Raw genomic sequence first — 23,995 nt, 5'->3', positions numbered from 1 at the left:
CAGGCCAAAAGGGGCTGGCAACACCGATGATGAACGAAGACAAGCTCCGGGAATACCTCAAGCGGGCCACCACCGACCTGCGCCAGGCCCGGCGGCGCGTGCGCGAGCTGGAGGCCCGCGACCGGGAACCGATCGCCATCGTGGGCATGAGCTGCCGGTTCCCCGGCGGCGTCGGCTCCCCCGGGGAACTGTGGCGGCTGCTGGCCAAGGGCGAGGACGCCATCGGGCACTTCCCCGAGGACCGCGGCTGGGACGTCGACGCGCTCTACGACCCCGACCCCGAGCGCCCCGGCAAGGTCTACACCCGCCAAGGCGGCTTCCTGCGCGACGCGGCGGACTTCGACGCCGACTTCTTCGGGATCTCACCGCGCGAGGCCCTGGCCATGGACCCGCAGCAGCGCCTCCTGCTGGAGACCGCCTGGGAGGCGTTCGAGCACGCCGGCATCGACCCCGCCACGCTCAAAGGCAGCCGCACCGGGGTCTTCGCCGGACTCATGTACCACGACTACGGCTTCACGCCCGGCGTCCTCCCCGAGGGCGTCGAGGGGCTGATGAGCACCGGCAACTCCGGCAGCGTCGCCTCCGGGCGCATCGCCTACACCTTCGGTTTCGAGGGCCCCGCGGTCACCGTCGACACCGCCTGCTCGTCCTCGCTGGTCGCCCTGCACCTCGCCGTGCAGGCACTGCGGGCCGGTGAATGCGCCATGGCGCTCGCGGGCGGGGTGACGGTCATGGCGGGCCCCAGCGCCTTCGTCGAGTTCAGCCGCCAGCGCGGACTCGCCCCCGACGGCCGCTGCAAGTCCTTCGCGGCGGCGGCCGACGGCGCCTCCTGGTCGGAAGGCGCCGGACTGCTGCTCGTGGAGCGGCTGCGGGACGCCCGCCGGCTCGGCCACCGGGTGCTCGCGGTCGTCCGCGGCAGCGCCGTCAACCAGGACGGCGCCTCCAACGGCCTGACCGCACCCAACGGCCCCTCGCAGCAGCGCGTGATCCTCGAAGCGCTGGCCGGAGCCGGACTGTCCGCGGAGGAGGTCGACGCCGTCGAGGCCCACGGCACGGGCACGAACCTCGGCGACCCGATCGAGGCACAGGCGCTGCTCGCCACCTACGGCCGGGACCGCGAACACCCGTTACTGCTCGGCTCGTTGAAGTCCAACATCGGCCACACGCAGGCCGCGGCGGGCGTCGCGGGCGTGATCAAGATGGTGCTGGCGATGCGGCACGGCCTGCTGCCGAGGACACTGCACGTGGACCGGCCCACCCCGCAGGTCGACTGGTCGGCCGGCTCGGTCCGGCTGCTCACCGAGGCGGCCGCGTGGCCCGAGGCGGACCACCCCCGCCGGGCCGGGATCTCGTCGTTCGGCATCAGCGGCACCAACGCGCACATCATCCTCGAAGAAGCCCCGCAGGAGCAGGACCCCGAGGAGCCGACGCGGGCCCGGACCGCGGTGGTGCCGTGGGTGCTCTCCGCGAAGACCGGAGAGGCCCTGCGCGACCAGGCACGACGGCTGCTGTCGTCCGCGGACCTCGCGGCCGCCTCCCCGGCCGACGTGGGCTTCTCACTCGCGGTCACCCGTGCCGCGCTGGAGCACCGGGCCGCTGTGGTCGGCACCGACGGGGAGGAACTGCGTGCCGGCCTGTCCGCCCTCGCTGCGGGCGAACCCTCGGCACGGGTCGCGACAGGACGGGCCGAGGCGGAACCGGGCAAGGTCGGGTTCCTGTTCTCCGGGCAGGGGTCGCAACGGCTCGGTATGGGGCGTGAGTTGTATGCCGCGTATCCGGTGTTCGCGGCGGCGTACGACGAGGTGTGTGCGCTGCTGGAGGCGCCGGTCGATGTCGATTCGGAGGAGTTGAATCGGACGGGTTCGACGCAGCCCGCGTTGTTCGCTGTCGAGGTGGCCCTGTTCCGGCTGCTGGAGTCGTGGGGTGTGCGGCCGGATTACGTGGCCGGTCATTCGGTGGGTGAGATCGCGGCGGCGCATGTGGCGGGTGTGCTGTCGCTGGAGGACGCGGCGAAGCTGGTGTCCGCGCGGGCTCGTCTCATGCAGGCGTTGCCTGTCGGTGGGGCGATGGTGGCGGTGCAGGCGTCCGAGGACGAGGTGCTGCCGTATCTGACCGAAGAGGTGGGGGTTGCGGCGGTCAACGGCCCACAGTCCGTTGTGGTTTCCGGTGTCGAGGATGCCGTTCTGGCGGTCGCCGAGGTCTTCCGGGAACAGGGCCGCAAGACATCCCGGTTGAAGGTCAGCCACGCGTTCCATTCCCCGCTGATGGAACCGATGCTGGAGGAGTTCGGGGCGGCTGTCAGGGGGCTGATGTTCGACGAGCCGCGCATCCCCGTGGTTTCCAACCTCACGGGTCGCCTGGCGGAGCCGTACACCCCGGAGTACTGGGTCCGGCACGTCCGTGAGGCGGTCCGGTTCGCCGACGGCGTCCGGACCCTGCACGAACTGGGCGCGACGACGTTCGTGGAGATCGGCCCCGGCGGAGTGCTGAGCGCCCTCGCGCAAGGCTGCGTGGACGACGTCGTCGCCATCCCCGCGCTCCGCGCCGACCGCCCCGAACCGGAGGCGCTCACGCTCGCCCTCGGACGGTTGCACGCCCACGGTTTCTCCCCGGACTGGCGCGCGCTGTTCCCCGGCGCCCGGCGGGTCGACCTGCCCACCTACGCCTTCCAGCGCGAACGCTACTGGCTCAAGGGCACGGCCGCGCTCGACGTCTCCTCGGCGGGCCTGGACCCCGCCGGGCACCCGCTGCTCGGCGCGGTGGTGGAGACCGCCGGCGCGCAGGACGTGCTGTTCACCGGCCGGCTGTCCCCCGCCGACACGCCCTGGGTGACGGAACACCTGGTCGCCGGTGTGCCGGTGCTCCCGGTCGCCGCGTTCGTGGACATCGCCCTCGCGGCGGGACGGCGGACCGGGTTCCCGCACCTGGACCGGCTGGACGTGGACGCGCCGCTGGTCCTGGCCGAACAAGGCGCCGTACGCATCCAGGTCCGGACCGGCGCGGGCGACGACCCCGACCGGCGCTCGGTGCGCGTCTTCAGCCGGGCCCCCGCGGACGCCGACGAGGCGTGGGTGTGCCACGTCACCGGGGAACTGACCCGCAACGCCCGGCAGCCGGAGTTCGACCTGGTGATCTGGCCGCCGACGGGCGCCGAACCCGTGGACGTCGAGGGCCGTCCGGGGCTTCGCGCCGCCTGGCGCGCCGGGGACGAGCTGTACGCCGAGGCCGTCCTGCCCGACAGCGAGCGGGACCGGGCGGACCGCTACACCCTGCACCCCGAACTGCTGCACGCCGCCTTCGGCCTGTGGTCGGAGGAACGCGACGGGGTACTCCTGCCGCACGCCTGGAGCGGTGTCTCCGTACACGCTCCGGGGGCCGGGGCCATGCGCGTCCGCGTCCGGCCCGCCGGGGACGACGCGGTGGCGATCGACCTGTCCGACACCGACGGCAACCCCGTCGCCTCGGTCGCGTCCGTACGGGCGAGCGCCATGTCCCCGCAGCAGGTGCTGGCCTCGCGCGTGGCCCACCGGAACTGGATGTTCCAGATCGACTGGGTCGAGCACACCCCGGTGCCCACCACCGATGCCGGGGCCGAGTGGACGGTCCTCGAAGACACCCGCGCCGGCATCGACGCGCTCCGCACGGCGGTCGACGGCGGCGCGGCCGCGCCCGCCCACGTCCTGCTGCCCTGCGCACCGGGCGAGGGCGACGCCGCGGCGGCGACGCGCAGGCTGCTGGCCGATGTGCTGTCCCTCGTCCAGGAGTGGGTCGCCGACGAGCGGTTCTCCGACGCGCGGCTCGTGGTGATGACGCGGGGAGCCGTCGAAGCGGACGGCACGGCCGTGAACCTCGCGCACGCCGCGGTCTCCGGTCTGGTCAAGTCCGCCCAGAGCGAGCACCCCGACCGGCTGCTGCTCCTCGACGTGGACGACTCGGTGAGCGACGACGGCGTCACCCCGGCGCTGGCCGCGGCGCTCGCCGCGCTGGACGAGCCGCAGGCCGCGGTGCGCCACGGAAAGCTGTACGTGCCGCGCCTCGCGCGGATCACCCCGCCCGAGGACCCCACCGCCGCCGTGTGGAACCCCGAGGGGACCGTGCTGCTCACCGGCGCGACCGGTGGCCTCGGCCGCTCGCTCGCGCGGCACCTCGTCACCGAGCGCGGCGCGCGCAGGCTGCTGCTGGCCAGCCGCCGCGGCCCCGCGGCCGAAGGCATCGGCGAACTCGTCAACGAACTGGCGGAGTCGGGCGCGCACGTCGACGTGGCCGCCTGCGACATCGCGGACCGCGACGCCCTCGCCGCGCTGCTGGCCTCCGTCCCCGCCGAGCACCCGCTCGTGGCCGTGGTGCACGCGGCCGCGGCCCTGGACGACGGCGTGATCACCGCCCTGACCCCGGACCGCCTGGACACCGTACTGCGGCCCAAGGCCGACGGGGCGCTGCACCTGCACGAGCTGACCAAGGACCTCGACCTGTCCGCGTTCGTGCTCTTCTCCTCCCTCGCCGGAGTCCTGGGCAGCGCCGGCGCCGCGAGCTACGCCGCCGCGAACGCCTTCCTGGACGGGCTGGCGCGCAGCCGCCGGGCCGCGGGACTGCCCGGCACCTCGCTGGCATGGGGCCTGTGGACGGACAACGGCGGCATGGGCGACCGGATCACCGACGCCGACCGCGACCGGATGGGGCGGGCCGGTGTCGTGCCGTTCACCCCGGCGGAGGGGCTGGCCCTGTTCGACGCCGCCCTCACCGTGGACCGGCCGGTGATCGTGCCGGTCCGGCTGGACCTGCCGGGGCTGCGCGCCATGTCCCGCACGGGCATGCTCCCCGCCGTCCTGCGCGGCCTCGTGGGCGACACCGCCGCCCCGGCAAGGACCACGGCCGGGGAGATCCCCGCGCTGGCCCGCCGCCTCGCCGGAATGCCGGAGGCCGACCAGGAGAAGGTCCTGCTGGAACTGGTGCGCAACCAGGCGGCGGCCGCCCTGGGGCACGCCACCGCGGCCCGCGTCGAACCCACCACCGCCTTCCGGGACATCGGCTTCGACTCCCTGACCGCCGTGGAACTGCGCAACCGGCTCAAGGCCGCGACCGGGCTCCGGCTGAAGCCCACCCTGGTCTTCGACCACCCCAACCCCGTCGCCATCGCCCGGCTCCTGCACAAGGACCTGGTGCTCCAACTCGCCGCCGAGACCCCGCCCGTGCTCGCCGAACTGGACCGGCTGGAGGCACGGCTGGCCGCGCTCGCCCCGCAGGACGCGGTGCGGGACACGGTCACCGCCCGGCTCAAGGCGCTGCTCTGGAAGTGGAGCGACACCCACCGGAGCACCGCGTCGAACACCGCCGACGCCGGCCCGGGCACCGACCGCGACATCGACCTCGACCGGATCGACACCGCCACCGACGACGAGATGTTCGACCTCATCGACCAAGAGCTCGGGTCTCGCTGACTCTTCTCACGCACCGCTACCGAGGACGTAAAACATGTCGAACGACGACAAACTCCGGGACTACCTCAAGCGCGTGATGGTGGACCTGCGCCAGACCCGCAGGCAGCTGGGTGAGCTGGAGGCGAAGGACACCGAGCCCATCGCCATCGTCGGGATGGCCTGCCGCTACCCGGGCGGGGTCGGCTCGCCCGAGGACCTGTGGCGACTGGTCGCCGAGGGCGGCGACGGCGTGTCCGAGTTCCCCGCCGACCGCGGCTGGGACCTGGACACCCTCTACGACCCCGAGCCCGGCCGGACCGGCCGCACCTACGTCCGCCAGGGCGGATTCCTCGACGGGGCCGCCGAGTTCGACCCGGCGTTCTTCGGGATCTCGCCCCGCGAGGCCCTCGTCATGGACCCGCAGCAGCGGCTGCTCCTGCAGACCTCCTGGGAGGCCTTCGAACGCGCGGGCATCGACCCCACCACCGCGCGCGGCACCCGGGCCGGCGTGTTCATCGGCACCAACGGCCAGGACCACGCCTACCTCCAGCGGCAGGGCGACAGCGACATCGAGGCCCACCTCGTCACCGCGAACACCGCCGCCGTCGTGTCCGGCCGGGTCTCCTACGCCCTCGGCCTGGAAGGACCGGCGGTCACCGTCGACACGGCCTGCTCGTCCTCGCTGGTCGCGCTCCACCTGGCCGCCCAGGCGCTGCGCAACGGCGAGTGCACGCTCGCCCTGACCGGCGGTGTGACCGTGATGGCCACGCCCCACACCTTCATCGCGTTCAGCGCGCAGCGCGGCCTGTCACCCGACGGCCGCTGCCGCGCCTTCTCCTCGACCGCCGACGGCACGGGCATGTCCGAAGGCGTCGGTGTGCTCCTGCTGGAACGGCTGTCCGACGCCCGCCGCAACGGTCACCAGGTGCTGGCGGTCGTCCGCGGCAGCGCGGTCAACCAGGACGGCGCCTCCAACGGCCTCACGGCCCCGAACGGCCCCTCGCAGGAGCGCGTCATCCGGCAGGCACTGGAGAACGCGCGCCTGACCGCCTCCCAGATCGACGCGGTAGAGGCGCACGGCACGGCCACCACCCTCGGCGACCCGATCGAGGCCGAGGCGCTGCTCGCCACCTACGGCCGCGAGCACCCGGCGGACCGGCCGCTGTGGCTGGGCTCCGTCAAGTCCAACATCGGCCACACCCAGGCGGCCTCCGGTGTCGCCGGTGTGATCAAGATGGTCATGGCCATCCGCAACGGCGTGCTGCCGCGCACGCTGCACGTGACCGAGCCGACCGCCCAGGTCGACTGGTCGGCGGGCGGCGTCAAGCTGCTCACCGAGGCCGTCGACTGGCCCGGGACGGACCACCCGCGCCGCGCCGCCGTCTCGTCCTTCGGCGTCAGCGGCACCAACGCGCACACCATCATCGAACAGGCCCCGGCCCCCGACGAGGAGCCCGCAGCCGAGCCGGCGGTCCCCCCGGCCGCCGCCGTCGCGCTGCCGTGGGTGCTGTCGGCGAAGACCGAGACGGCGCTGCGCGCCCAGGCCGAGCGCCTGCTCTCCTTCCTGGACGGCGGCCGCGACAGCGGACCGGCCGACATCGGCCTCTCCCTCGCCACCACCCGCACCGCCTGGGACCGCCGCGCGGCCGTCGTCGGCACGAGCGTCGCCGAACTCACCGAGGGGTTGCGGGCGCTGGTGAACGGAACCCCGTCCGCCGCCGTCTTCCAGAACACGGCCCGCCTCGACGACCGCACCGGCTTCCTGTTCTCGGGGCAGGGGTCGCAACGGCTGGGGATGGGGCGTGAGTTGTATGCCGCGTATCCGGTGTTCGCGGCGGCGTACGACGAGGTGTGTGCGCTGCTGGAGGCGCCGGTCGATGTCGATTCGGAGGAGTTGAACCGGACGGGTTCGACGCAGCCCGCGTTGTTCGCCGTCGAAGTCGCCCTGTTCCGGCTGCTCGAATCCTGGGGTGTGCGGCCGGATTACGTGGCCGGTCATTCCGTCGGCGAGATTGCGGCCGCGCATGTGGCGGGTGTGCTGTCGCTGGAGGACGCTGCGAAGCTGGTGTCCGCGCGGGCTCGTCTCATGCAGGCGTTGCCTGCGGGTGGGGCGATGGTGGCGGTGCAGGCGTCCGAGGACGAAGTACTGCCGTACCTGACCGGTGAAGTGGGTGTTGCGGCGGTCAACGGGCCGCAGTCCGTTGTGGTTTCCGGTGTCGAGGGTGCCGTTCTGGCGGTCGCCGAAGTTTTCCGGGAGCAGGGCCGCAAGACATCCCGGTTGCAGGTCAGCCACGCGTTCCATTCCCCGCTGATGGAACCGATGCTGGAGGAGTTCGGGCAGGTCGTCCGGGGCCTGTCCTTCAACGAGCCGCAGATTCCGGTCGTTTCGAACCTCACCGGCCGCTTGGTGGAGTCGTATACCCCGGAGTACTGGGTGCGGCACGTCCGTGAGGCGGTCCGGTTCGCCGATGGTGTCCGGACCCTGCACGAGCTGGGTGTGAGGACCTTCGTGGAGGTCGGGCCGGGCAGTGTGCTCAGCGGGATGGCGCAGGGCTGCGTGGACGACATCGTCACCATCCCCGTGCTGCGCGCCGGGCGTTCCGAGCCGCAGGCCGTCGTCACCGCGCTCGCCGAACTGCACGTCCACGGCACCGAAGTGGACTGGCACGCCTTCTTTCCCGGCGCCCGCCGCGTCGACCTGCCCACCTACGCCTTCCAGCAGCAGCGCTACTGGCTGGAGGCGCCCGAGGCAGAGACGGCCGCCGTGGACGCGGTCGACGCCGGGTTCTGGGCGAGCGTCGAGCGCGAGGACGCCCAGTCCCTCGCCGCGACACTGGAGCTGAGCCCCGACGAACTGAACGTCGTCATACCGAAGTTGTCCGCCTGGCGGCGCCGACGGCGCGAGCAGTCCGCGGTGGACGACCGGCGCTACCGGGTGGTCTGGCAGCCGCTGAACGGCCTGTCCGACGGCGACCTCTCCGGCCGCACATGGCTGTTCGCGGCGCCCGAGGACGACGAGTGGGCGCAGTCGGTCCGCGCTGCCCTCGCCGGACGCGGCGCGCACCTGGTCCCGCTGCCCGTCGCCGCCGACGCCGACCGTGCCACCCTGGCCGGGGAGCTGACCGGGGCCCTGGCCGGGGCAGGCGCGCCGGACGGGATCCTGTCCCTGCTCGCGACCGACGAGACCGCCTCGCCCGGGCACCCCGCGCTCGCCCGGGGACTCGCGCTGACCGTCGCCCTGGCGCAGGCGCTGGGCGACACGGGCGTCGAGGCCCCACTGTGGTGCGTCACCCGTGGCGCCGCCGCCACCGGCCGTGTCGACGACGCACCGCTCAGCGCGGTCCAGCACCAGGTGTGGGGCCTGGGCCGCGCCCTGGCCCTGGAGCACACGGCGCGCTGGGGCGGCCTGATCGACCTGCCCGCCGCCGTCGACGAGCGGGCCGCCGGGCGCCTCGCCGCCGTACTGGCCCAGGGAACCGGCACGCCCCACGGCCGGGAGGACCAGGTCGCCGTCCGCGCCACCGGCGTGTTCACCGCCCGGCTCGCCCACGCCCCCAGCGGTACCGCGACCGCCCGGCCGTGGGCGCCGCGCGGCACCGTCCTGATCACCGGCGGAACGGGCGCGCTCGGCGGGCACCTCGCCCGCTGGCTCGCCGGAGCGGGAGCCGAGCACCTGGTGCTCACCAGCCGCCGTGGCGCCGACGCACCCGGAGCGACCGCCCTGAAGGCCGAACTGGAGGAACTGGGCGCACGCGTCACCCTTACCGCGTGCGACGTCGCCGACCGCGACGCGGTGGCGGCGCTGCTCGCCGAGCATGCCTTCACCTCCGTCTTCCACGCGGCGGGCGTGGAACAGTTCGGCCCCTTCGACGAGTTGACGCCGGACGACTTCGCCCGCACCGTCGCGGCGAAGGCCCGCGGCGCCGCACACCTGGACGAACTGCTCGGCGACCGCGAACTGGACGCCTTCGTCCTCTTCTCCTCGATCGCCGGCGTCTGGGGGAGCGGACAACAGACCGCCTACGCCGCCGGCAACGCCTTCCTCGACGGGCTCGCCGCCCGACGCCGGGCCCGGGGCCTGACCGCCACCGCGATCGCCTGGGGCCCCTGGGCCGACGGCGGCATGGTCACCGGCACCGACGAGGAGCAACTGCGCCGCCGCGGAGTCCTCACCCTGCCCGCCGCGCTCGCCGTGACCGCCGTCCAACGCACCCTGGACGGCGACGACACCGCCGTCGTCGTCGCCGACATCGACTGGGCACGGTTCATCGGGCCCTTCACCCTCGCCCGCCCGAGCGCCCTGCTGTCCGAGCTGCCCGAGGTGCTCGGCGCCCGCACCGCCGCACCGGCCGGCACCGCCACCGGCGCCGCGCCCCTGGCGGACCGGCTCGCCGGACTGCCGGAGCCCGAACGCGTGCGGACCCTGACCGACCTGGTCCGCGCACACGTCGCGGCCGTCCTCGGCCACTCCTCGGCGGCGGAGATCGAGCCCGACCGGGCCTTCAAGGACCTCGGCTTCGACTCCCTGACCGCCGTCGAACTCCGCAACGAGGTCAACACGGCGACCGGCCTCAGCCTGCCCGCCACGCTGGTCTTCGACCACCCCAACGCCACCGCGCTCGCGCGCTTCCTCCAGAGCGAACTGCTCGGCACCCGGCCCGCCGCGGCGCAGGAGCGGCACACGGCCGCCACCGACGAGCCCATCGCCATCGTCGCCATGAGCTGCCACCTGCCCGGCGGCATCGACTCGCCCGAGGCCCTGTGGGACCTGGTGCTCTCCGGCGGCGACGCCATCTCGGAATTCCCCGCGAACCGCGGCTGGGACGTCGACGGGCTCTACGACCCCGACCCCGAGCGCCCCGGCAAGACGTACGCCCGCGACGGCGGCTTCCTGTACGACGCCACCGACTTCGACGCGGACTTCTTCGGGATCTCGCCGCGCGAGGCGCTGGCCATGGACCCGCAGCAGCGCCTCCTGCTGGAGACCTCCTGGGAAGCCTTCGAACGGGCCGGCCTCGGCCTCGCACAGCTGCGCGGCAGCCGCACCGGCGTCTTCGTCGGCATGGCCCACCAGGGCTACGGCGCCGACGTACGCCACACCCCCGAAGGCGTCGAGGGACACCGGCTCGTCGGCGGCGCGTCCAGCGTCGTCTCCGGCCGGGTGGCCTACACCTTCGGACTGGAAGGCCCCGCCGTCACGATCGACACCGCCTGCTCGTCCTCCCTGGTGGCCCTCCACCTGGCCGTGCAGTCGCTGCGCGGCGGCGAGTGCACGATGGCCCTGGCCGGCGGCGTCACCGTCATGGCGAGCCCCAACGTCTTCGTGGAGTTCAGCCGGCAGCGCGGCCTGTCGCCCGACGGCCGGTGCCGGGCGTTCGGCGCGGGCGCGGACGGCACCGGCTGGTCCGAGGGCGTCGGCGTGCTTCTCGTGGAGCGCCTCTCCGACGCCGTGCGCAACGGGCACGAGGTACTGGCCGTCGTGCGGGGCAGTGCCGTGAACCAGGACGGTGCGTCGAACGGTCTGACGGCGCCCAACGGCCCCGCGCAGCAGCGGGTGATCCGGCAGGCGCTGGATTCGGCCGGGCTGGCCCCGAGTGATGTGGATGCCGTGGAGGCGCATGGTACGGGTACGACTCTGGGCGACCCGATCGAGGCGCAGGCGCTCCTCGCCACCTACGGCCAGGACCGCGAACGCCCTCTGCTGCTCGGCTCGTTGAAGTCCAACATCGGCCACACGCAGGCGGCCGCGGGCGTGGCCGGTGTGATCAAGATGGTGATGGCGATGCGGCACGGTGTGCTGCCGCGGACGCTGCACGCGGACGAGCCGTCGCCGCACGTGGACTGGTCGTCCGGTGCCGTCCGCCTGCTCACCGAGGCCGAGGAGTGGCCCACGTCGGACCGCCCGCGCCGCGCCGCGATCTCGTCCTTCGGGGTCAGCGGCACCAACGCGCACACCATCGTCGAACAGGCGCCCCCCGCGGCCGAGCCTGCCCCGACACCCGACTCCGCGGACCTCGTGCCATGGGTGCTGTCGGGCAAGGGCGAACCGGCGCTGCGCGCCCAGGCGGCCCGGCTCGCCGGCCACCTCGACGCGCACGACGACTGGACGGCCTCCGACATCGGTCTCTCCCTGGCCGCCCGCGAGACGTTCGAGAACCGCGCGGTCGTCGTCGCGCGGAATCACGGCGAACTCCGGCAGGCACTCACCGCCCTCGCCACCGGCGAACCGGCCGCGAACGTGACGTCGGGCCGCGCCCGTGCCGGGGGAAGGGTGGGTTTCCTGTTCTCGGGTCAGGGTTCGCAGCGGCTTGGTATGGGGCGTGAACTGTACGCGGCGTACCCGGTGTTCGCCGATGCGTATGACGGCGTGTGTGCGCGTCTGGACGTCCCGGTGGATGTGGATGCCGAGTCGCTGCATCGGACGGGGTGTGCGCAGCCGGCGTTGTTCGCGGTCGAGGTGGCGTTGTTCCGGCTTCTGGAGTCGTGGGGTGTGCGGCCGGATTATGTGGCGGGTCATTCGGTGGGGGAGATCGCGGCGGCGCATGTGGCCGGGGTGTTGTCACTGGATGATGCCGTGCGGTTGGTGTCGGCGCGTGCCGCGCTGATGGAGGCGCTTCCCGGCGGCGGTGCGATGGTCGCCGTACAGGCCACCGAAGAGGAAGTGCTGCCGCACTTGTCCGGCGGGGTCGGTGTCGCGGCGGTCAACGGGCCCCGGTCCGTGGTGCTCTCCGGGGCCGAGGCGGCGGTCCTGGCGGTCGCGGAGGACTTCGCCCGGCAGGGCCGTAAGACGTCCCGGTTGAACGTCAGTCACGCGTTCCATTCGCCGTTGATGGACCCGATGCTGGAGGAGTTCGCGGAGGTCGTCGGCGGGCTGGTGTTCAACGAGCCGCGCATTCCCATCGTTTCGAATCTCACGGGTGGTCTGGTCGAGTCGTACAGCCCGGAGTACTGGGTGCGGCACGTGCGTGAGGCGGTGCGTTTCGCCGACGGCATCGAGACGCTGCACGGCCTCGGTGTGACCACGTTCGTCGAGGTCGGTCCCGGTGGAGTCCTGAGCGGCATGGCGCAGGGCTGCCTGGAGGACGTCGTCACCGTGCCCGCCCTGCGCGGCGACCGCCCGGAACCGCAGGCCCTGCTCGGCGCGCTCGCCGAGCTGCACGTGCACGGTCTCTCCCCGGACTGGCGGGCGTTGTTCCCCGGCGCCCGCCGGGTTCCCCTGCCCACCTACGCCTTCCAGCGGGAGCGGTTCTGGCTGGAGGGGGACGAGGACCCGGCCGCCGTCGGCACCCCGGCGGACGCGGCGGACTCCGGTTTCTGGGACAGTGTGGAGCGCGAGGACGCGCAGTCCCTCGCCGCGACCCTGGGCGTCAGCGCGGACGCCTCGCTGAGTGCGCTCCTGCCCAGGCTGTCCGCGTGGCGCAGACAGCGCCGCGAGCAGTCCGAAGTGGACGGCTGGCGCTACCGCGTCACCTGGAAGCCGCTTGGCGCGCTCCCGGGGCCGGGCGCGTCCGGTACCTGGCTGCTCGTCGTGGCTGAGGACAGCGAGTGGACCGACTCGGTCCGTACCGCGCTCGGCGAGCACGGCCTGGACCTGGTGACGCTCGTCGCCGGGCCCGGCACCGACCGCGCCACCCTCGCCCGCGAGCTGGCCGACGCCGGCCCGGTGGCGGGCGTACTGTCCCTGCTCGCCGAGGCCGACAGCACCCCGACCGGGCACCCCGGCCTCTCGTACGGCCTCGCCGGGACCCTCTGCCTGGTGCAGGCGCTCGGTGACGCGGGCGTCGAGGCGCCGCTGTGGTGCGCCACGCGCGGCGCGGTGGCCACCGGCCGCTCCGACCGCGTGGACCGCCCCCGGCAGGCCCAGCTGTGGGGCTTCGGCCGGGCGGCCGCGCTCGAACTCCCGCGCCGCTGGGGCGGATTGCTCGACCTCCCCGACCGGCTGGACGACCGAGCCGCCGCCCGGCTGGCCGCCGTCCTGGGGCAGGCGACCGAGGACCAGGTGGCGGTCCGCGCCTCGGGCGTCCACGGGCGCCGGCTCGTCCGGGCCGCCCGTGCCGCCGGCCCCGCCCAGGGGTGGTCGCCGCGCGGCACGGTGCTGGTCACCGGGGGTACGGGTGCGCTGGGCGGGCATGTCGCCCGCTGGCTGGCCGGTGCGGGTGCGGAGCACCTGGTGCTCACCAGCCGCCGGGGCCTCGACGCGCCGGGCGCGACCGAGCTGGTCGCGGAACTGGAACAGGCGGGCGTGCGGGTCACCGTCGCCGCGTGTGACGTCGCCGACCGTGCCGCGCTGGCCGCGCTGCTCGCCGAACACCCGGTGAACGCCGTCGTCCACGCCGCGGGCGTCGGCGACCACACCATGATCGAGGACTGCGACCCGGCCGGGTTCGCGGGCACGATCGCGGCCAAGGCCGCGGGCGCCGCGCACCTGGACGAACTGCTCGCCGGCCGGGAACTCGACGCGTTCGTCCTGTTCTCCTCCGGCGCCGGCGTCTGGGGCGGTGCCGGACAGTCCGCCTACGCGGCGGCCAACGCCTACCTGGACGCCCTCGCCGAGCACCGGCGGGCGCACGGACACACCGCGCTCGCCGTCGCCTGGGGCGGCTGGGCCGAGGGCGGCATGGCGCGGGTCGGCGACGGCGAGGAGATGCTGCGCCGCCGCGGCCTGCCACCGATGCGACCCGCCCTCGCGCTGTCCGCGCTCCGGCAGGCGCTCGCCGACGACGAGACCACGCTCACCGTCGCCGACTTCGAGTGGGAACGGTTCATCGGCCCGTTCACCGTCACCCGGCCCAGCGCCCTGTTCGCGGACGTGCCCGAGGCGCGCCGCGCCCTCGCGGCCCCGGGCACGGACGGCGCGCGGGCCGGCAACGCGCTCGCCGCGCGGCTGACCGGGCTGCCGGCGAGCGAGCAGGACCGCACGCTGGTCGACCTGGTCCGCACGCAGGCCGCCGCGGTCCTCGGCCACGACGGACCGGCCGCGGTGGAGCCCGGCAGGGCCTTCAACGACCTCGGCTTCGACTCGCTCACCGCCGTCGAACTACGCAACAAACTCACCGCCGACACCGGCCTGAAACTGCCCACCACCCTGGTCTTCGACCACCCGAACGCCACCGCCCTCGCCCGGTTCCTGCGCGTCGAACTCCTCGGCGCGCAGGGCACCGCGGGACCGGAGCCGCGCACGGCCGCCGCCGACGACGAGCCCATCGCGATCGTCGCCATGAGCTGCCGCCTCCCCGGCGGCGTGGACACCCCCGAGGACCTGTGGCGGCTCGTCACGTCCGGCGGCGACGCCATCACCGCCTTCCCCGAGGACCGCGGCTGGGACGTCGAGAACCTCTACGACCCCGACCCGGGCACCCCCGGCAGGACGTACGCGCGCGGCGGCGGATTCCTGCACGACGCGGGCGACTTCGACGCGGCACTGTTCGGGATCTCCCCGCGCGAGGCGCTCGCCATGGACCCCCAGCAGCGGCTGCTGCTGGAGACCACGTGGGAGGCGTTCGAGCGGGCCGGTATCGACCCGGCCGCCATGCGCGGCAGCCGCACCGGCGTGTTCGTCGGCATGTCCTACCAGGGCTACGGCGCGGGCCTCGCGCAGGTCCCCGAGGGAGTCGAGGGACATCTGCTCACCGGCAGCGCCGCGAGCGTCGTCTCCGGGCGGGTGGCCTACACGTTCGGCCTGGAGGGCCCGGCGGTCACCGTCGACACGGCGTGCTCGTCGTCGCTGGTCGCCCTGCACCTGGCCGTCCAGTCGCTGCGGGGCGGCGAAAGCACCATGGCCGTCGCGGGCGGGGTGAACGTCATGGCCGTACCCGCCGCGTTCGTCGAGTTCAGCAGGCAGCGCGGACTGTCCGCCGACGGCCGCTGCAAGGCGTTCGGCGCCGGCGCGGACGGCACCGGCTGGGCGGAGGGCGCCGGGGTGGTGCTGGTGGAGCGGCTGTCCGACGCCGTGCGCAACGGGCACGAGGTGCTGGCCGTCGTGCGGGGCAGCGCGGTGAACCAGGACGGCGCGTCCAACGGTCTGACCGCGCCCAACGGCCCCGCACAGCAGCGCGTGATCCGCCAGGCCCTCGCCTCCGCCGGACTCGCCGAGACCGACGTCGACGCGGTGGAGGCACACGGCACGGGCACGACGCTGGGCGACCCGATCGAGGCGCAGGCCCTGCTCGCCACGTACGGGCGGGAGCGGCCCGTGGACCGGCCGCTGTGGCTGGGCTCGCTCAAGTCCAACATCGGCCACGCCCAAGCGGCTTCCGGCGTCGCCGGGGTGATCAAGATGGTGCTGGCGATGCGGCACGGTGTGCTGCCGCGGACCCTGCACGCCGACGAGCCGACGCCGCACGTGGACTGGTCGGCGGGCGCGGTACGGCTGCTGACCGAGGCCGTCGACTGGCCGGAGACCGGCCGCCCGCGCCGGGCCGCCGTGTCCTCCTTCGGAGTCAGCGGCACCAACGCGCACACGATCATCGAGCAGGCGCCGGTGGCCGAACCGACCGCCGTCGCCCCGGTCGAGGTCGCCTCCGCCACCGTGCCGTGGGTGCTGTCCGGCAACACCGAGGCGGCACTGCGCGCCCAGGCCGAACGCCTGCTGTCCCTGGCCGCCGACGGCACCGGACCGTCCCTCACCGACATCGGCTTCTCGCTGGCCACCACCCGGACCGCCCTGGAGCACCGTGCCGCCGTGCTCGGCGCCGACCGCGACCGGATCACCGCGGGCCTGCGCGCCCTGGCCTCGGGAGCGCCGGCCCCCGAAGTCGTCCTCGGCCGCGCCGACACCGGCCAGGTCGGCTTCCTGTTCCCCGGACAGGGCTCACAACGCATCGGAATGGGCCGCGAGTTGTACGCGGCGTTCCCCGTCTTCGCCGAGGCGTACGACGAGATGTGCGCCCACCTCGACCGGCACCTCGACCGGCCGCTGCGGGACGTGGCGTTCGGCGAGCACGACCACGAGGACGGCGCCGACCTGAACCGCACCGCCTTCACCCAGCCCGCGCTGTTCGCGCACGAGGTCGCCGTCCACCGGCTGCTGGAGTCCTGGGGCGTACGACCGGACTACCTGGCCGGGCACTCCGTGGGCGAGATCTCGGCCGCGCACGTGTCCGGCGCCCTGTCGCCGGAGGACGCCGCCACCCTGGTGACGGCCCGCGCCGCGCTGATGCAGGCCCTGCCCGCGGGCGGTGCGATGGTCGCCGTACAGGCCACCGAGACGGAAGTGCTGCCCCACCTCACCGAGGGGGTGACCGTCGCCGCCGTCAACGGCCCCTCCTCGGTGGTGCTCTCCGGAGCCGAGGCGGCGGTTCTGGCGATCGCGGAGGGCTTCGCCCGACAGGGCCGCAAGACGTCGCGGTTGAACGTCAGCCACGCCTTCCACTCACCGCTGATGGACCCGATGCTGGAGGAGTTCGCCCGCGTCGTCGGCGGGCTGCGCTTCGACACCCTCCGGACACCGGTCGTCTCCAACCTCACCGGCGAACTCGTCGGCACGTACACGGCGGACTACTGGGTCCGGCACGTCCGCGAGGCCGTGCGCTTCGCCGACGGCATCCGGACCCTGGGCGAGCTGGGCGTGACCACGTTCGTGGAGACCGGCCCCGGCACGGTGCTCAGCGCCATGACCCAGGGCTGCCTGGACGGCGCGGTCACCATCGCCTCCACCCGGACCGGCCGCCCCGAGCCGGAGGCGATCACCGGCGCCGTCGCCCGGCTGCACACGCACGGGATCCCTGTCGACTGGCAGGCGTTCTTCACCGGCCGCGGCGCCCGGCGCACCCACCTGCCCACCTACGCCTTCCAGCACCAGCGGTACTGGCTGCGGACCACCGCGCCCACGGCCACCGCCACGGACACCGACCCCGCCGAAGCCGGATTCTGGGAGACGGTGGAACGCGAGGACGCCCAGTCCCTCGCCACCACCCTCGACCTGCCCGCCGAACAGCTGGACGCGGTACTGCCCCGGCTGTCCGCCTGGCGCCGGCAGCGGCGCCGGGACTCCGCCGTCCAGGGCTGGACCTACCGCACCGGCTGGCAACCGCTCGACGGCCTGCGGACGCGCGAACTGACGGGCCACTGGCTGCTCCTGGCCCCCGAAAACGCCTCGGCCACCGAGGCCCCTTCGGCCACCGAGGAGGCCGCGGCCACCGGGGGTCGCCCGACGGACGCGGGCCCCTCGGACGTCGAGTGGGCCACCGCCGTCGCCGACGGGCTCGCCGCGCGCGGGGCCCGGCTGATCCGGCTGGCGGTCGACCCGGCCGCCGACCGTGACACGCTGCCGCGCCTGCTCGGCGACGCCGTACACGAGACCCCGGTCGACGGAGTGATCTCCCTGCTCGGCACCGACGAGCGGCCCCACGCCGCCCACCCGGCCCTCTCCGTCGGCACCGCGCTGACCCTCGCGCTCGTCCAGGCCCTGGGCGACGCGGGAATCGACGCCCCGCTCTGGACGCTGACCCGCACCGCCGTGACCACCGGCCGCGCGGATGCCGTGCCCAGCGCCGTCCAGCACGCCGTCTGGGGTCTGGGCCGGGTGGCGGCGCTGGAGCACGCGGCGCGCTGGGGCGGGCTGGTCGATCTGCCGGGCACGGTGGACGAGCGGGTCGCCGGTCGTCTCGCCGCGGTGCTCGCCCAGTCGGCCGAGGACCAGGTCGCGATCCGCGCCCACGGCGTCTTCGGCCGCAGGCTCTCCCACGCCCCCGCCCGCCGGGACCCGCGGAGCGACCGTTCGTGGTCCCCGCGCGGCACGGTGCTGGTCACCGGGGGTACGGGCGCGCTGGGCGGGCATGTCGCCCGCTGGCTGGCCGGTGCGGGCGCGGAGCACCTGGTGCTCACCAGCCGCCGGGGCCTCGACGCGCCGGGCGCGACGGAGCTGGTCGCGGAACTGGAGGGGACGGGGGCCCGGGTCACCGTGGCCGCCTGTGACGTCGCCGACCGTGCGGCGCTGGCCGCGCTGCTCGCCGAGCACCCGGTCGACGCCGTCTTCCACACGGCGGGCGTGGACCACCTGGAGCCGCTGGACACCATGACCCCAGGCGCCTTCGCCGACGTGCTGTCCGCCAAGGCGGCCGGCGCCCTCCACCTCCACGAACTGCTGGCCGGGCGGGAGTTGGACGCCTTCGTCCTCTTCTCCTCCATCGCCGGAGTGTGGGGCAGCGGCCACCAAGCCGCCTACGCCGCGGCCAACGCCCTCCTCGACGGGCTCGCCGAACACCGCCGCGCCCAGGGCCTGCCGGCGACCGCCGTGGCCTGGGGCCCGTGGGCCGGCGGCGGCATGGCCGAGGGCGACGGCGCCGACGAACGACTGCGCCGCCGCGGCCTGCTCCCGATGCCCGCCGCGCTCGCCGTGGCCGGCCTCCGGCAGGCGCTGGACTCCGGCGCGGCGACCACCACCGTGGCCGACGTCGACTGGGAACGCTTCCTGCCCCCCTTCACCGTGGTCCGGCCCAGCGCCCTGCTCGGCGACCTCCCGGAGGCCGCACCGACCCGTACCCCCGACGAACCCGGCCCGGCCGCCGCCTCACCCATGGCCGACCGCCTCGCGGGAAGGCCCGAGACCGAACAGCACGCGCTGCTGGTCGACCTCGTCCGCACCCACGCGGCGGCCGTCCTCGGCCACAGCGGCGCCCGCGAGGTCGAGGCCGACCGGGCCTTCAAGGACCTCGGCTTCGACTCCCTGACCGCCGTCGAACTGCGCGACAGACTCAACACGGCGACCGGCCTCACCCTCCCGCCCACCCTGGTCTTCGACCACCCCAACACCCACGCGCTGGCACGGCAATTGCGCAGCGAACTCACCGGCCGCACCGCCACGACCACACCCGAGACGGCGACCACCCCCGCCGCGGACGACGACCCCATCGCGATCGTCGGCATGGCGTGCCGGTATCCGGGTGGGGTGCGGTCGCCGGAGGACCTGTGGCAGCTGGTGGTGTCCGGCGGCGACGCGGTCGGCGACTTCCCCGCGGACCGCGGCTGGGACGTGGACGGCGTCTACGATCCGGACCCGGATGCCTCCGGCAAGACGTACACCCGCCGAGGCGGATTCCTCTATGAGGCGGGGGAGTTCGACGCGGGTTTCTTCGGGATCAGTCCGCGTGAGGCCGTGGCGATGGATCCGCAGCAGCGGTTGCTGCTGGAGACGACGTGGGAGACGTTCGAGCGGGCGGGCATCGACGCGGAGTCGGTGCGGGGCAGCCGTACCGGTGTCTTCGTCGGCTCCGGCTACCAGGACTACGCCGCCCGGGCCTTCCACGCCGTCGACGACTCCGAGGGCTTCTTCGGCACGGGCAACTCCGCGAGCATCATGTCGGGCCGCATCGCCTACACCTTCGGCCTGGAGGGTCCCGCCGTCACCGTCGACACGGCCTGCTCGTCCTCACTGGTGGCCCTGCACTGGGCGATCCAGGCGCTGCGCGGCGGCGAGTGCTCGATGGCCCTGGCCGGCGGCGTGATGGTCATGTCCACCCCGCGGGCCTTCGTGGAGTTCAGCCGGCAGCGCGGGCTGGCCCCCGACGGTCGCTGCAAGGCGTTCGGTGCCGGTGCCGACGGTACGGGCTGGGCGGAGGGCGTGGGCATGCTCCTGGTGGAGCGGCTGTCCGACGCACGCAGGAACGGGCACGAGGTGCTGGCCGTCGTGCGGGGGAGCGCGGTGAACCAGGACGGTGCGTCGAACGGTCTGACGGCGCCCAACGGTCCCGCGCAGCAGCGGGTGATCCGGCAGGCGCTGGCCTCGGCCGGCCTGTCTCCCGCCCAGGTCGACGCCGTGGAAGCGCACGGCACGGGTACGACGCTCGGCGACCCGATCGAGGCGCAGGCGCTCCTCGCGACCTACGGCCAGGACCGCGAACGCCCCCTGCTGCTCGGCTCGTTGAAGTCGAACATCGGGCACGCCCAGGCGGCTGCTGGCGTGGCCGGTGTGATCAAGATGGTGATGGCGATGCGGCACGGTGTGCTGCCGCGGACGCTGCACGCCGACGAGCCGACCCCGCACGTGGACTGGTCGTCCGGTGCCGTCCGGCTGCTCACCGAGGCCGTCGACTGGCCGGAGACCGACCACCCGCGCCGGGCCGCCGTCTCGTCCTTCGGGGTCAGCGGCACCAACGCGCACACCATCCTCGAACAGGCACCGCCGGCCCCCTTCGAGGAGCCCACCACCGGCCCGACCCTCGTGCCGTGGGTGCTCTCCGCCAAGACCGGTACCGCACTGCGCGACCAGGCACGACGACTGCTGGCCTTCCTGGACGACGGCACCGCACCGGCCGATGCCGGGTTCTCGCTGGCCACCACGCGTACCGCCCTGCGCCACCGGGCCGCCGTCATCGGCGAGACCCTGGACGACTTCCGCCACGGGCTGCGCTGCCTGACCGACGGAACGCCGTCCCCCACGGTCGTCCAGGGCCGGCCGGGGGGCAAGGTCGGTTTCCTGTTCTCGGGTCAGGGTTCGCAGCGGCTTGGTATGGGGCGTGAACTGTACGGGGCGTACCCGGTGTTCGCCGATGCGTATGACGGGGTGTGTGCTCGTCTGGACGTGCCGGTGGATGTGGATGCCGAGTCGCTGCATCGGACGGGGTGTGCGCAGCCGGCGTTGTTCGCGGTCGAGGTGGCGTTGTTCCGGCTTCTGGAGTCGTGGGGTGTGCGGCCGGATTATGTGGCGGGTCATTCGGTGGGGGAGATCGCGGCGGCGCATGTGGCCGGGGTGTTGTCACTGGATGATGCCGTGCGGTTGGTCTCCGCGCGCGCCGCGCTGATGGAGGCCCTGCCCGCGGGCGGTGCGATGGTCGCCGTACAGGCCACCGAAGAGGAAGTGCTGCCGCACTTGTCCGGCGGGGTCGGTGTCGCGGCGGTCAACGGGCCCCGGTCCGTGGTGCTCTCCGGGGCCGAGGCGGCGGTCCTGGCGGTCGCGGAGGACTTCGCCCGGCAGGGCCGTAAGACGTCCCGGTTGAACGTCAGTCACGCGTTCCATTCGCCGTTGATGGACCCGATGCTGGAGGAGTTCGCGGAGGTCGTCGGCGGGCTGGTGTTCAACGAGCCGCGCATTCCCATCGTTTCGAATCTCACGGGTGGTCTGGTCGAGTCGTACAGCCCGGAGTACTGGGTGCGGCACGTGCGTGAGGCGGTCCGGTTCGCCGACGGCATCGAGACGCTGCACGGCCTCGGTGTGACCACGTTTGTCGAGGTCGGTCCCGGTGGAGTCCTGAGCGGCATGGCGCAGGGCTGCCTGGAGGACATCGTCACCGTGCCGGTGCTGCGAGCGGAGCGTCCCGAGCGGTCGGCGCTGGTGACGGCGCTGGCCCAGCTGCACACGTGGGGCGTGCCGGTGGACTGGGAGGTGTTCTTCGCGGGCGCGCGCAGGACCGGTCTGCCGACGTACGCCTTCCAGCACGAGCGGTACTGGGTGGAGTCGCCGGAGCCTGTGGCCGCCGTGGTGGACCCGGTGGAGGCGGAGTTCTGGGAGACGGTGGAGCGTGAGGACCTGGCGGCCCTCGCGCAGACGCTGGACGTCGATGCGGGGGACACGTTCGGCGAGGTGGTGCCCAGGCTCTCGGCCTGGCGGCGGCAGCGCAGGGACCGGTCCGCCGTGGACGGCTGGCGCTACGGAATCACCTGGAAGCCGGTGGCCGACACCGCGTCCAACGAGCGTGGAGGGGAAGGGATTTGGCTGGTCCCGGTGAGCGCCGGGAGACTCGGCGACGACTGGGTCACCGCGTGCCTGCGCGCGCTGACCGAGCGGGGCCTGACCACGCTGCCCGTCCCGGTCGAGCCGGCCACGGACCGTGCGGACCTGGCCGCCCGACTCGCCGACGCGGCCGCTGACGAAAGCGTGGCGGGCGTCCTGTCACTGCTCGCCGTCGACGCAGAGGCCGCCCCGGCGGCGGCCGGGCTGACCGTCGGCGTCGCACTGACCGTCCTGCTCGTCCAGGCACTCGGCGACGCGGACATCGACGCACCGCTGTGGTGCGCCACCCGGAACGCGGTGGGCGTGGACCCCGCCGACGACGTGGCGGAGCCGTACCAGTGCCAGATCTGGGGTCTGGGCCGGGTGGCGGCGCTGGAGCACGCGGCGCGCTGGGGCGGGCTGGTCGATCTGCCGGGCACGGTGGACGAGCGGGTCGCCGGTCGTCTCGCCGCGGTGCTCGGCCAGTCGGCCGAGGACCAGATCGCGATCCGCGCCCACGGCGTGTTCGCGCGGCGCCTGACGCGGCTGCCCGCGGACCGCGGCGACGGCTCCTGGTCGCCGCGCGGCACGGTGCTGGTCACCGGGGGTACGGGCGCGCTGGGCGGGCACGTCGCCCGCTGGCTGGCCGGTGCGGGTGCGGAGCACCTGGTGCTCACCAGCCGCCGGGGCCCCGACGCGCCGGGCGCCGCCGGCCTCAAGGCCGAACTGGAACAGGCGGGCGTGCGGGTGACCGTCGCCGCGTGTGACGTCGCCGACCGTGCGGCGCTGGCCGCGCTGCTCGACGAGCACCCGGTGAACGCCGTCGTCCACGCGGCCGGCACCGCCGAGGCGGGCATGCTCGCCGAGACGGGCATCGGCGACTTCGCGGCCACGGTCGGCGCGAAGGCCCTCGGGGCCGCGCACCTCCACGAACTGCTCGGTGAACGGGAGTTGGACGCCTTCGTCCTCTTCTCCTCCATCGCCGGGGTGTGGGGAGGCGGCGGACAGGCCGCGTACTCGGCCGCGAACGCCTTCCTCGACGGTCTGGCACAGCACCGGCGGGCCCGGGGCCTCGCCGCGACCTCGATCGCCTGGGGGCCGTGGGCCGAGGGCGGCATGGTCGCCGACACCGGGGACGAGGAACGGCTGCGCCGGCGCGGGCTGACCGCGCTGCGCCCGGACCGCGCGCTGCGGGCGCTGCACGGCGCGCTGAGCGGCGGGGACGGCACCCTCACCGTGGCGGACGTGGACTGGGCGCGGTTCGTCGTCCCGTTCACCCTCGGCAGGCCGAGCCCGCTGCTCGGCGATCTCCCCGAGGTCGCGGATGCCCTCGCGCGGCAGCCCGCCGAGCATGCCGGGGAGCGGACCGCGGAACCGTCGGCCTTGAAGGAGAGGCTGGCCGCGCTGCCCGGGGACGAACGGCGACGCCTGCTCGTGGACACGGTGCGCGCGCACGCGGCAGCCGTACTCGGCCACAGCGGACCCGGCGCGGTCGAACCGGACCTGGCGTTCCGGGACCTCGGCTTCGACTCCCTCACCGCGGTGGAGCTGCGCAACCTGCTCACCGCCGACACCGGACTGACCCTGCCCGCGACGCTGGTCTTCGACCACCCCACCCCCGAGGCGATCGCCCGCCACCTCGACGCCGAACTCGCCGGCGACGCGAGGGTCGACGAGATCTCGGTGTTCAGCGAGCTGGACCGGCTGGAGTCGGTCATCTCCACGGCCACCGCCGCCGAGGAGACGGTCCGGTCCGGGGTGCGCAGGCGGCTTCAGGAACTGCTGGCCCTCGTGAACTCCGCCCAGGAACAGCCCGCGGAATCGGCCGAGTCGCGGCGGCAGCTCCAGGACGCGACGGTCGACGACATCTTCGACCTGATCGATCAAGATCTAGAAATTTCCTAGTTCTTGGCGCTCTACCTTTGACGAC

At 74.1% G+C, this 23,995-nt stretch carries 2 protein-coding genes; both read left to right on the top strand.

All coding sequences use genetic code 11. From position 1 onward, the window contains the following. Positions 1–14: 14 nt before the first annotated feature. Positions 15–5,438 carry an SDR family NAD(P)-dependent oxidoreductase gene (locus tag HZZ00_RS22375; RefSeq protein ID WP_374028560.1) on the top strand — a complete coding sequence of 1,808 codons (5,424 nt, stop codon included), beginning with the start codon at positions 15–17 and terminating at the stop codon, positions 5,436–5,438. A 34-nt stretch (positions 5,439–5,472) separates the two neighbouring features. Continuing rightward, entirely contained in the window at positions 5,473–23,970 is an 18,498-nt protein-coding gene (locus tag HZZ00_RS22370) for a type I polyketide synthase (RefSeq protein ID WP_180328110.1), read from the top strand. Positions 23,971–23,995 lie beyond the last annotated feature (25 nt).

Origin of the sequence: Streptomyces sp. NEAU-sy36, assembly GCF_013423905.1 — a bacterium.
GTDB classification, from domain to species: domain Bacteria; phylum Actinomycetota; class Actinomycetes; order Streptomycetales; family Streptomycetaceae; genus Streptomyces; species Streptomyces misionensis.
Note: the sequence above shows the minus strand (reverse complement) of the source record. Positions and strands in the feature narration are given on the sequence as shown.